This is a genomic window from Enterobacter sp. Res13-Sevr-PEC09-46 (assembly GCF_015672585.1).
Taxonomy (GTDB): domain Bacteria; phylum Pseudomonadota; class Gammaproteobacteria; order Enterobacterales; family Enterobacteriaceae; genus Enterobacter; species Enterobacter hormaechei_C.
In genome coordinates this window covers 360,442-372,226 of the sequence record NZ_JADABR010000018.1, presented here as the reverse complement: position 1 = coordinate 372,226, position 11,785 = coordinate 360,442, and the positions used below count along the sequence as shown (strand labels likewise).

General features: G+C 54.9%; 10 protein-coding genes. All 10 read right to left on the bottom strand.

Features of this window, described 5'->3' with window-relative positions:
• The 10 genes from mraY to ilvI all read right to left on the bottom strand — a co-directional run bounded on the left by mraY (position 1) and on the right by ilvI (position 11,445).
• Positions 1 to 1,083 (bottom strand): phospho-N-acetylmuramoyl-pentapeptide-transferase, encoded by a 1,083-nt coding sequence (gene mraY / locus IMQ56_RS13390; protein WP_003856353.1) that lies wholly within the window; start codon positions 1,081 to 1,083, stop codon positions 1 to 3.
• Positions 1,077 to 2,435, bottom strand: a complete 1,359-nt coding sequence (gene murF / locus IMQ56_RS13385) for a UDP-N-acetylmuramoyl-tripeptide--D-alanyl-D-alanine ligase (protein ID WP_032647243.1) — start codon at positions 2,433 to 2,435, stop codon at positions 1,077 to 1,079. The genes mraY and murF overlap by 7 nt, the downstream gene beginning before the upstream one ends.
• Entirely contained in the window at positions 2,432 to 3,919 is a 1,488-nt protein-coding gene (gene murE / locus IMQ56_RS13380; protein ID WP_040117211.1) for a UDP-N-acetylmuramoyl-L-alanyl-D-glutamate--2,6-diaminopimelate ligase, read from the bottom strand. Before murE ends, murF begins: the two co-directional genes overlap by 4 nt.
• The gene (ftsI, locus tag IMQ56_RS13375; protein WP_003856361.1) at positions 3,906 to 5,672 is read right to left on the bottom strand and encodes a peptidoglycan glycosyltransferase FtsI; all 1,767 of its coding nucleotides are present in this window, start codon (positions 5,670 to 5,672) and stop codon (positions 3,906 to 3,908) included. Before ftsI ends, murE begins: the two co-directional genes overlap by 14 nt.
• A gap of 15 nt (positions 5,673 to 5,687) precedes the next feature.
• Positions 5,688 to 6,053: a cell division protein FtsL gene (gene ftsL, locus IMQ56_RS13370; protein ID WP_003856363.1), complete on the bottom strand. Its 366-nt coding sequence runs from the start codon at positions 6,051 to 6,053 to the stop codon at positions 5,688 to 5,690.
• Positions 6,050 to 6,991 (bottom strand): 16S rRNA (cytosine(1402)-N(4))-methyltransferase RsmH, encoded by a 942-nt coding sequence (gene rsmH, locus IMQ56_RS13365; RefSeq protein ID WP_003856366.1) that lies wholly within the window; start codon positions 6,989 to 6,991, stop codon positions 6,050 to 6,052. Before rsmH ends, ftsL begins: the two co-directional genes overlap by 4 nt.
• A 2-nt stretch (positions 6,992 to 6,993) precedes the next feature.
• Positions 6,994 to 7,452, bottom strand: coding sequence for a division/cell wall cluster transcriptional repressor MraZ (gene mraZ, locus IMQ56_RS13360; RefSeq protein WP_006810119.1), 459 nt, complete (start codon positions 7,450 to 7,452; stop codon positions 6,994 to 6,996).
• Positions 7,453 to 8,043: 591 nt separating this feature from the next.
• Positions 8,044 to 9,048: a catabolite repressor/activator gene (cra, locus tag IMQ56_RS13355; RefSeq protein WP_003856369.1), complete on the bottom strand. Its 1,005-nt coding sequence runs from the start codon at positions 9,046 to 9,048 to the stop codon at positions 8,044 to 8,046.
• 179 nt (positions 9,049 to 9,227) lie between these two features.
• On the bottom strand, positions 9,228 to 9,719 hold the full coding sequence (ilvN, locus tag IMQ56_RS13350; RefSeq protein WP_003856371.1) for an acetolactate synthase small subunit: 492 nt from the start codon (positions 9,717 to 9,719) through the stop codon (positions 9,228 to 9,230).
• 1 nt (position 9,720) lies between these two features.
• Positions 9,721 to 11,445, bottom strand: a complete 1,725-nt coding sequence (gene ilvI / locus IMQ56_RS13345) for an acetolactate synthase 3 large subunit (protein WP_015572665.1) — start codon at positions 11,443 to 11,445, stop codon at positions 9,721 to 9,723.
• Positions 11,446 to 11,785: the final 340 nt, after the last annotated feature.

Genomic DNA, 11,785 nt, shown 5'->3' with positions numbered 1-11,785 from the left:
TTAACGTACCTTCAGCGTTGCCAGGCCAATCAGCACCAGCATCAGCGAAATAATCCAGAAGCGCACAATGACGCGCGGCTCCGGCCAGCCTTTCAGTTCATAGTGGTGGTGAATCGGTGCCATACGGAAGATGCGCTGACCGCGCAGCTTGAAGGAACCGACCTGCAAAATCACCGACAGCGTCTCAACCACAAACACACCGCCCATGATTACCAGCAGGAACTCCTGACGCAGCAGCACGGCGATAATGCCCAGCGCACCGCCCAGCGCCAGTGAACCGACGTCGCCCATAAAGACCTGCGCCGGATAGGTGTTAAACCACAGGAAGCCCAGCCCCGCCCCGACAATCGCCGTACAGACGATCACCAGCTCACCCGCATGTCGCAGGTACGGGATGTGCAGGTAGTTTGCAAAGTTCATGTTACCGGTCGCCCACGCCACCAGCGCGAAACCGCCCGCAACAAACACGGTTGGCATGATGGCCAGGCCGTCCAGACCATCGGTCAGGTTGACGGCATTGCCGGTGCCGACGATCACAAAGTAAGCCAGCAGAATGTAGAACAGCCCCAGCTGCGGCATCACGTCTTTGAAGAACGGCACCACCAGCTCGGTGGCCGGGGTGTCTTTTCCTGCCAGGTAAAGCGCGAAGGCCACGCCCAGCGCAATCACCGACATCCAGAAATACTTCCAACGGGCGATCAACCCTTTAGTGTCTTTGCGCACGACTTTGCGGTAGTCATCAACAAAACCGATGATCCCGTAGCCAACCAGCACGGTCAGCACGCACCAGACATAGGGGTTAGACGGATAGGCCCACAGCAGAACGGACACCACAATCGCGGTTAGGATCATGATCCCGCCCATGGTCGGCGTACCGCGCTTGCTGAAGTGCGATTCCGGACCATCGTTGCGTACAACCTGGCCGAAAGAGAGTTTTTGCAGACGGGCAATCATGCGCGGGCCCATCCACAGCGAGATGAACAGCGCAGTCAGCAGGCTGACGATGGCGCGAAACGTCAGATAGGAAAAGACGTTAAAGCCTGAGTAATATTTGACCAAATGTTCGGCCAGCCAAACTAACATGTCCCGTTCTCCTGTAATGCGTGCACAACCTCTTCCATGGCGGCACTACGTGAACCTTTAACTAAAACAGTCACAATCTGTTTTTCTGTAATCAATGCCTTCAGGCGTTCGATCAGTGCAGATTTATCGGCAAAATGTTCGCCAACTTCACTGGCATCGGAAATGGCCTTGCTCAGCGTGCCTGCGCTCAATACGCGGTCAAGCCCGGCGGCTTTCGCCGCTTCACCCACCTGAACATGGCAGGCTTCGCTTTCATCACCCAGCTCGGCCATATCGCCCACAACCATCACGCGATAGCCCGGCATCTCAGACAAGACCTGCACGGCCGCCGTCATGGAGCCGACGTTAGCGTTGTAGGAGTCATCCAGCAGAAGTTTGTTTTCAGCCAGCTGGATCGGGAAAAGACGCCCCGGCACGGCTTTTAAATTTGCCAGACCTGCTTTGATCGCCGCGTGTGAGGCACCTACCGCCATTGAGAGCGCTGCCGCAGCAAGCGCATTGGCGATGTTATGACGACCGGGCAGGGGCAGCAGCACCTCGATGTCGCCCGTTGGGGTCGTGAGGGTGAACTCGGTGCCGTGTGACGTCACATGAATGTTGGTCGCCGAAAAATTACTGTTTGCCGCATTCGGTGAGAAGCGCCAGGTTTTGCGTGAACCAATGATGCTCTGCCAGTTCAGCCAGTCGTTGTTATCGGCGTTCATAATGGCGATGCCGTCATCCGGCAGTCCGGTATAAATTTCACCTTTCGCTTTCGCCACACCGGCCAGCGAACCAAAACCTTCAAGATGTGCCGCCGCCAGGTTATTCACCAGCGCCGCTTCCGGACGCGTCAGGCTCACGGTCCAGGCGATTTCGCCCTGATGGTTAGCCCCTAACTCAATCACCGCATATTCATGCTCGTGGGTCAGGCGCAGCAGCGTCATCGGTACACCGATGTCATTATTAAGGTTGCCCGCCGTATAAAGCGTGTTACCGCACTGGCTAAGGATCGCCGCCGTCATCTCTTTAACGGAGGTTTTACCCGACGAGCCCGTCAGCGCCACGACGCGTGTTGGCACCTGCTGGCGAACCCATGCCGCCAGCTCGCCAAACGCCAGGCGCGTATCTTTCACCACAATCTGCGGCAAATCGATATCGAGCTTACGGCTGACCAGCAGCGCGCCCGCGCCGTTATCTTTAGCCTGTTGCGCAAAATCGTGGGCGTCAAAACGCTCGCCCTTCAGCGCCACAAACAGGCAGCCCGCCGTCACCTTACGGGTGTCGGTGGTCACAGCCTCAATGGTTAGATCCTGACCATGCAGCATCCCCTGCAATACCGCAGCGGCCTGGCTTAACGTAATGCTAATCATGCCACCACTCCCAGCAGACGCGCTGCCGTCACGCGGTCGGAGTAATCCAGACGACGATTGCCGACGATCTGATAATCTTCATGACCTTTACCGGCCAGCAGAACCACATCGTTCTCCTGCGCCTGCATAATGGCGTTGGTCACGGCCTCCGCACGGCCTTCCACCACGCGCGCACGACCCGCATCCAGCATGCCCGCCAGAATGTCATTGATAATGACCCGCGGCTCTTCGGTACGCGGGTTGTCATCGGTTACCACGGGAATATCCGCGAACTGCTCAGCTATGGCGCCCATCAGCGGACGTTTGCCCTTGTCGCGATCGCCACCGCAGCCAAACACGCACCAGAGCTTGCCTGCGCAGTGCAGACGCGCCGCTTCCAGCGCTTTTTCCAGCGCATCCGGCGTGTGTGCGTAATCCACGACCACCGTCGGCTTGCCCGGCGCGCTGAACACTTCCATGCGGCCACAGACCGGTTGCAAACGCTCAGACGTTTTCAGCAGATCCGCCATCGGGTAGCCCAGCGCCAGCAACGTCGCCAGCGCCAGCAGCAGGTTACTGACGTTAAAGGCCCCCATCAGGCGGCTTTCAATTTCACCTTCGCCCCAGGTGGAAGCGAAGCGGATCGTCGCCCCACTATCGTGGTAGTTCACCTCGACCGCCTTCAGCCAGCGGCCGCGGCAGTTCGGATTAATGCGATCTTCCATCGACACCGCCACCGCATCCGGCAGTTTTTCCAGCCAGCGGCGACCGACTTCGTCGTCGGCGTTAATGATCGCCTGCCCGTGGTGGTGAGTGGAATAAAGCAGCCATTTCGCCGCTTCGTAGTGCTCCATATCACCATGATAATCAAGGTGATCGCGGCTCAGGTTAGTAAAGACAGAGGCAGCAAATTTCAGGGCCGCCACGCGATGTTGTACCAGACCATGGGAAGAGACTTCCATCGCAGCGAAGGTCGCCCCCTGCTCAGCGAGGCCCGCCAGCACACGCTGCACGTCAACCGCCGAGCCTGTAGTGTTTTCCGTCGGGCTTACTTTGCCCAGAAGACCGTTCCCCACCGTGCCCATGACGGCACCGGTTTCGCCCAGCAGCTGCGCCCACTGCGCCATCAGCTGAGTGGTGGTGGTTTTTCCGTTGGTTCCTGTCACGCCAACCAGCTTTAACTGGTCGGAAGGTTCGTTGTAAAAACGTCCTGCCAGCGCGGAGAGACGCTCATTCAGCTGGCTGAGATAGATGACCGGCACGCCGTGCATTTCACGGATCTCACCGTCTGTTGCCTCATCTTTGGCCTCAGCAATAATGGCAGCAACACCTTGCGCAATCGCCTGCGGGATATAACGACGCCCGTCCGCCTGATGACCCACTACTGCCACAAAAAGATCGCCAGAAGCCGCTACGCGGCTGTCCAGTACCATCTCTCGCAGTGCTCGCGCAGGTAGCATAGGCACCCACGGAGCAAGAAGGTCGCGCAAATTACGATCTGCCACCTGTTCCCTCGCCTTGATTAATTACAAATTCACTTTTTTCGCCCGTCGCCAGCGCATCCGGTTCAATGTTCATGGTGCGCAACACGCCGCCCATAATAGCCCCGAACACAGGCGCGGAGACGGCGCCGCCGTAGTATTTACCCGCCTGCGGATCGTTGATGACGACCACCAGCGCAAAACGCGGATTGCTTGCAGGCGCTACGCCTGCGGTATAGGCAATGTATTTGTTGATATAGCGGCCGTCCGGCCCCACTTTTTTCGCTGTACCGGTTTTAATGGCGATACGATAGCCCTTAATTGCGGCCTTCACGCCGCCACCGCCAGGTAACGCGACGCTTTCCATCATATGCACGACGGTACGAACGATAGATTCCGGGAAAACACGTTCCCCCGGAACCGGTGGATCAACTTTGGTGATCGACAGCGGACGATAAATGCCATAGCTGCCAATCGTTGCGTAGACTCGCGCTAACTGTAAGGGAGTTACCATTAGCCCGTAGCCGAAAGAGAAGGTGGCCCTCTCTATGTCAGACCACCGTTGTTTTTGAGGATATAAGCCACTGCGTTCTCCGACCAACCCCAAATTGGTCGCCTTTCCCAGCCCAAAACGTGAGTAAGTATCTACTAACGCTGAGGACGGCATCGCTAACGCCAGTTTTGACACACCGACGTTACTCGACTTCTGTAAGACCCCGGTGAGGGTCAGTTCGCTGTAACGTGCCACGTCTTTGATTTCGTGACCGTTAATTCGATAAGGAATCGTATTCAGAACGGTATTTTCGTTGACGATGCCTCGCTGTAGAGCCGTCATCACCACCATAGGTTTTACGGTCGAACCGGGTTCAAACACATCGGTGATGGAGCGGTTACGCATTGCATCTTTTGCTGTACCGGCAAAATTATTCGGGTTGTATGAGGGGCTACTGGCCATCGCCAGCACTTCACCTGTCGCCACATCCACCAGCACGGCGCTGCCCGATTCCGCCTTGTTAAACGCGACGGCGTTGTTCAGCTCACGATAGACCAGCGCCTGCAAGCGTTCATCAATACTCAGGGCCAGGTTGTGCGCGGCCTGGCTGTCTGTCGAGGAAATGTCTTCAATGACGCGACCATAGCGGTCTTTACGCACGATTCGCTCGCCAGGCTGGCCGGTAAGCCACTTGTCGAAGCTTTTTTCAACGCCCTCAATCCCCTGGCTATCCACGTTGGTAAAGCCAATCAGGTGCGCGGTGACTTCGCCCGAAGGATAGTAACGGCGGGATTCTTCCCGCAGATGAATGCCCGGCAGCTTCAGTTTCTTAATGTAGTCAGCCATGTCAGGGTTCACCTGACGGGCAAGATAGATAAAGCGCCCTTTCGGGTTGGCGTTAACGCGCGACGCCAGCTGATCCAGCGGCATTTTCAACGCGTCTGACAGCGCCTTCCAGCGGTTATCAAGGGTGATCCCGCCTGCATCGTGTAACTCTTTCGGATCGGCCCAGATCGCCTTCACCGGCACGCTCACCGCCAGCGGACGGCCGGAACGATCGGTGATCATCCCACGAGAGGTAGAAACTTCCTGCACGCGCAGAGAACGCATATCACCCTGACGTACCAGCATGTCAGGCGCGATGATTTGTAGCCACGCCACGCGTCCCAGCAGGAAACCCAGCGCCAGTAAAATGCAGCCGCAAAGCAACGCAAAACGCCAACTGACAAAGTTGGCCTGTTCTTCCTGGCGTTTTGGTTTTAGCGTTTTTGCCGCTGCTTTCATGCGTCGCGTTTTCCCTTATTTTTGTACTACGATATTTTCCTGCGAAGGATCAACATGCTGTAATTGCAGTTTTTCCGTTGCGATCCGTTCAACCCGGCTGTGATCGCCGAGCGCGTTTTCTTCAAGGATCAGATTTCGCCATTCAATATCCAGCGCATCGCGTTCCAGTACCATCTGTTCGCGCTGCGCAGTTAATAAACGGGTATGGTGAGCGGTGGTGACCACCATGACTGCCGTCACAATGATGCAAATGAACAAGCAGAGTGGCAGCTTCCCAAACCGCAAAAGATCGTCGCCGATCACGCCAGGCAAGGCATGGCGCTCGTTGCTTCCTAACGATCCCTTAACTTTGCTTAGGGTCTCTGTCACTCTGCTGATCATGCGTTCGTCCTCTCTGCAATACGCAGCACTGAACTACGGGCACGTGGATTCTCTGCCACCTCTTCTTCGCCCGGCATCAACTTGCCTAATGCTCGCAACTGACGGCCTCCCAGCTTTCTGAGTTGTTCTTCCGTCATCGGCAACCCAGCTGGAACCTGCGGACCGCGGCTCTGTTCACGCATAAAGCGTTTTACGATGCGATCTTCCAGCGAATGGAAGCTGATGATGGATAACCGCCCACCCGGGGCCAGCACGTCGAGCGAGCTTTTTAGCGCCAGCTCTATTTCCTCCAGTTCACTGTTTACCCAAATACGAACCGCCTGGAAGGTACGGGTCGCAGGATGTTTGTGCTTATCCTTCACCGGCGTTGCCGCCGCGATGACTTCTGCCAGCTCTTTGGTGCGGGTCATTGGCTCAACGCGGTTGCGCTCCACGATGGCGCGGGCAATACGTTTGCCAAAGCGTTCTTCACCGAAGGTTTTGATTACCCAGGCGATATCCGCTTCGTCAGCAGTTTGTAACCATTCAGCGGCAGACTGGCCGCGAGTGGGATCCATACGCATATCCAGCGGCCCATCACGCATAAAGGAGAAGCCGCGTTCTGCATCATCAAGCTGTGGTGAAGAGACGCCAAGATCGAGGAGAATCCCGTCGATCTTGCCGGTCAGGCCGCGCTCAGCGACATAATCCGCAAGCGCAGAGAAAGGTCCATGCACGATGGAAAAGCGAGGATCATCGATGGTTTGCGCAACGGCAATCGCCTGCGGATCGCGGTCAATTGCCAGCAGGCGTCCTTCCGCTCCAAGCTGGGAGAGGATCAAACGCGAGTGACCACCGCGACCAAAAGTGCCATCAATATAGATGCCGTCTGGACGAATATTCAGGCCGTTAACGGCCTCATCCAGCAGCACCGTTGTATGTTTATAATTTTCCATCATATTTATAGAGACAAGTCCCGCAGCCGTTCCGATAATGTTGCGGAATCAGACTGCTCAGCGTCGATATCTTCCTTGACCTGTTGATACCAGGTCGTTTCGTCCCACAGTTCAAACTTGTTGAACTGCCCGACCAGCATCACTTCTTTAGTCAGACCGGCATGTTGCCGCAACACAGGCGCAATCAATAATCGCCCGGCGCTATCCATCTGACATTCACTGGCATGTCCCAATAACAACCGCTGCACGCGGCGTTCTTGCGGGTTCATGCTCGACAGTCGCGACAGCTTTTGCTCAATGATTTCCCATTCAGGCAAAGGGTAAAGCAGCAGGCAGGGGGAGTTGATGTCAATGGTGCAAACCAGTTGACCCGAAGCGTTCTCAATCAGCTGGTCGCGGTATCGGGTTGGTACCGATAAACGCCCTTTGCTGTCGAGATTGACTAACGTTGCTCCACGGAACATGCCAGCCTCACCCCTCCTCACCACTTTAACCCACAAATTCCCACCTGAAGGAGTTTACGGAGCGAGGGAAAAGCTTGTCAAGCCAGGACTCTCTCTATACCGGCGCGAAAGCACCGTATTTACAGAGCAAGAGTGACCTGGCTAATAACTACACAACTGGCGAGGCAAAATTAACGTTATGAATATTTGTAAGAAAAAAACCGAATATGCACACGAGCGTTAAGACTCACTCAATATCATCGCAGGGAAATATAAAGTGTCAGTTTGCGACGCGGGCAGCATTTTAAGGCATATCGCCGGGGGATAACAGCACCAGATTAAGCGCAAGGCAATATGGATTCGTTCGTGTACATTGAGGGCTGAAGGGGACAGTAAAAAATGGCTGAATATTCATCGGCTGGCGGCTGTTTGTAACAAAACAATACAAAAGAATGCCCGTTAAAAATTATAATTGCGCTTTTTAACGCCAAAACGGATTCAGAAAAATAGCCGGCTACGAATCTTAGAGATAAATCCTAATTTTTATCCGGGAATTATTTCCCGCAATAAATGCGCCGCAAAAGGGGCTGTTTTACCGCCCCTGTGGAAATATTAATGGCGGCTCAAAATCCCGCGCCGATAGAGATTACGTTTGATACGCGTAAGCCCGGGTTTCGGTTTGCGAGGTTCATCCAGGCTTGCCAGAACAATCTCAAGCACGCGCTCGGCGACGTCGCGGTGACGCTGAGCCACGGCCAGCACCGGACATTGCAGGAAGTCGAGCAGTTCGTTATCGCCGAAGGTCGCAATCGCCAGATCGGATGGCAGCTTGCCATCGCGACGTAACGTCACGTCCATCACCCCCTGCAACAGGGCAAACGAGGTGGTAAACAACGCCTGCGGCATCGGGTGCGTTTCCAGCCATTTCTCGAACAGCTGAGCAGCCGCTTCGCGCTCATAGCTGTTGGCATACAGATAATGAACGTCACGCGGATCGTCTTTCCACGCCGTACGGAACCCTTGTTCACGCAGGAAGCTCACGGATAGTTCAGGCAAAGCGCCAAGATAGAGCACCGTTTCCGCCGGGAAGGTACGCAGCTCGGCAGCCAGCATTTCTGCATCGTCCTGATCGGCGCCTACGACGCTGGTGAAATGTTCACGATCCAAAGCACGATCCAGCGCCACAATCGGGAATGGATCGTTCGCCCAGCGCTGATAGAAAGGATGCTCGGGTGGTAAAGAGGTCGACACGATGATGGCGTCAACCTGACGTTGCAGCAGATGCTCAATGCAGCGCATCTCGTTGTCGGGCTGATCCTCGGAGCAGGCAATCAACAGCTGATAGCCCCGCTGACGAGCCTGACGTTCAAGATAGTTGGCGATGCGGGTATAGCTGGTGTTTTCCAGATCCGGGATCACCAGGCCAATCGAGCGGGTGCGTCCGGCACGTAAACCTGCGGCGACAGCATTCGGATGGTAATTATGCTCACGAACGACTGCCATCACTTTCTCAACGGTCTTATCGCTGACACGATACTGCTTTGCTTTACCGTTAATCACATAGCTGGCCGTGGTTCTCGACACGCCGGCGAGCCGGGCGATTTCATCCAGTTTCACAATTGCCCCTCAAAAAAAGAAAAAAGTCCATGGCCCTGTCAAGGTTATGGTTAAATATTTTAACATCTAAACGCAGAATAGCTTTCACGGCAACCGCTTTTGTCCGCGTTGTCGGCGGATTACGCAAAAAAAAGCCCGGCTTTGGCTACCGGGCTGAAAGAGGCGAACCTTTTGCGCAACTAACGCATGATTTTATCGCCGCGCGAGAGGCCAACAACGCCAGAGCGCGCAACTTCAACAATTTTTGCCACATCCCTGACGGAGGCCAGGAACGCATCCAGCTTATCGCTCGTTCCGGCAAGCTGCACAGTATATATAGAAGGCGTGACGTCAATGATCTGCCCACGGAAAATATCCGTGTTACGCTTGACCTCTTCACGGCCATAACCGCTGGCCTGAATTTTCACCAGCATCACTTCACGTTCGACGTAAGCCCCCTGCCCCAGCTCGCTGACGCGCAACACGTCCACCAGCTTGTGCAATTGCTTTTCGATCTGCTCAAGCACTTTCGCATCGCCGACAGTCTGGATCGTCATGCGGGAGAGCGTTGGATCATCGGTCGGCGCAACGGTCAGGCTTTCAATGTTGTATCCGCGCTGCGCAAAAAGCCCAATGACGCGTGATAGTGCGCCCGACTCATTTTCCAGTAATACAGATAATATCCGGCGCATATCAGGTTCTCTCCGTTTTGCTTAACCACATTTCATCCATACCACCGCCACGGATATGCATCGGATAAACGTGCTCTGTGCCGTCGACGATGACGTCCATGAAGACGAGGCGATTGTTTTTAACGTGCTCAAGCGCTTCGCCGAGCTTCGCTTCCAGCTCTGACGGATCGGTTACCCGCATGCCAATATGACCATAGGCTTCAGCCAGACGGACAAAGTCCGGAAGTGACTTCATATAAGACTGAGAGTGACGGCCGGAATAAATCATATCCTGCCACTGCTTCACCATACCGAGGTAACCGTTATTCAGGTTAAGCACCAGCACTGGCAACTCATATTGCAGCGCAGTAGAAAGCTCCTGAATATTCATCTGTATACTGCCATCACCCGTTACGCAGATAACCGTTTCGTTCGGCAACGCCAGCTTCACCCCCAGCGCGGCGGGCAGACCAAAGCCCATCGTGCCAAGCCCGCCTGAGTTGATCCAGCGACGCGGTTTATCAAACGGGTAATACAACGCAGCGAACATCTGATGCTGGCCTACGTCAGAAGTGACATACGCCTCGCCTTTGGTCAGATGCCAGATCGTCTCGATCACCGCCTGCGGCTTGATGTTCTCACTCTGCGTGTCGTATTTAAGGCACTGACGGCCGCGCCATTGTTCGATTTGTTGCCACCAGTCACGGATCTCATCCAGCGGTTGAGAGGCGGTCTCCTGCGCCAGCAGTTCCAACATTTGATCCAGCACCTGTCGTGCGTCCCCCACGATGGGCACATCCGCCGGCACCGTTTTAGAGATAGAAGTAGGATCGATATCAATGTGTAGCACCGTCGCATTCGGACAGTATTTCGCCAGGTTATTGGTGGTGCGATCGTCAAAACGTACGCCGACGGCAAAAATCACATCAGAATGGTGCATCGTCATATTGGCTTCATAGGTGCCATGCATACCCAGCATGCCCAGCGCCTGACGGTGGGTAGCCGGGAATGCCCCCAGCCCCATCAGCGATGACGCGACAGGAAGGTTCAGCTTCTCAATCAGTTCGCGTAGTTGCGTTTCACAGGCTGCATTGACGGCGCCGCCCCCCACATAGACTACGGGCTTTTTCGCAGCCAGCAGCGTTTGCAGCGCACGCTTAATCTGGCCTTTGTGTCCTTGCGTCGTCGGATTATACGAACGCATGCTCACCGACTCAGGCCACAGGTAAGGCAGTTTATTCGCGGGATTGAGAATATCTTTTGGCAGATCGACAACCACTGGCCCAGGACGACCGCTGGCGGCCAGCCAGAAGGCTTTTTTCAGCACGCCCGGGATATCTTCCGTTTGCTTAACCAGAAAGCTGTGCTTCACCACGGGGCGTGAGATCCCCACCATGTCGCATTCCTGAAACGCATCATAGCCAATCAGTGACGTCGCCACCTGTCCGGAGAGAATGACCAGTGGAATAGAGTCCATATACGCAGTCGCAATGCCGGTGATGGCATTGGTCGCTCCCGGCCCCGAAGTGACCAGCACTACACCCACTTCGCCCGTGGCGCGGGCCAGGCCGTCAGCCATATGCACAGCAGCCTGTTCATGACGAACCAGAACATGATCAATACCGCCTACCGTGTGCAGCGCGTCATAAATATCGAGAACCGCGCCTCCGGGATAGCCGAACACTTGTTTCACGCCCTGATCGATAAGCGATCGGACGACCATTTCCGCGCCAGACAACATCTCCATGCTTTGCCTCCAGGCTTTTGTTATAGACGGTCAACAGAATTCATTTCCGCGCCGTCTTCTGACAGGATAAACCCATCTTATAATGTGCAGAGTGAGGGATACCTTAACCGCTCGTTATGAGGCAGGCAATTAGCAAACGGAATGCGGGAATGGGCAATAAAAGCAGAAAAAATAGCTGTCAGACACGAATATGGTGAATTCGTCTGGTATGAGGGGAGACGCTAATAATTCATCTCTTAAAAAGAGGATGGATCAGGAAATCATCTATTTTTAAGCCGCCCTGAGCGTCTGAAAAAATGCGCACAGAACAAAATATTGCCTGCATAAAAAATCACAGAAT

Coding starts and splice junctions, on each gene's coding strand:
- mraY (WP_003856353.1), bottom strand. CDS start 1,083: ATGTTAGTTTGGCTGGCCGAACATTTGGTCAAATATTACTCAGGCTTT.
- murF (WP_032647243.1), bottom strand. CDS start 2,435: ATGATTAGCATTACGTTAAGCCAGGCCGCTGCGGTATTGCAGGGGATG.
- ftsI (WP_003856361.1), bottom strand. CDS start 5,672: ATGAAAGCAGCGGCAAAAACGCTAAAACCAAAACGCCAGGAAGAACAG.
- ftsL (WP_003856363.1), bottom strand. CDS start 6,053: ATGATCAGCAGAGTGACAGAGACCCTAAGCAAAGTTAAGGGATCGTTA.
- rsmH (WP_003856366.1), bottom strand. CDS start 6,991: ATGATGGAAAATTATAAACATACAACGGTGCTGCTGGATGAGGCCGTT.
- mraZ (WP_006810119.1), bottom strand. CDS start 7,452: ATGTTCCGTGGAGCAACGTTAGTCAATCTCGACAGCAAAGGGCGTTTA.
- ilvN (WP_003856371.1), bottom strand. CDS start 9,719: ATGCGCCGGATATTATCTGTATTACTGGAAAATGAGTCGGGCGCACTA.
- ilvI (WP_015572665.1), bottom strand. CDS start 11,445: ATGGAGATGTTGTCTGGCGCGGAAATGGTCGTCCGATCGCTTATCGAT.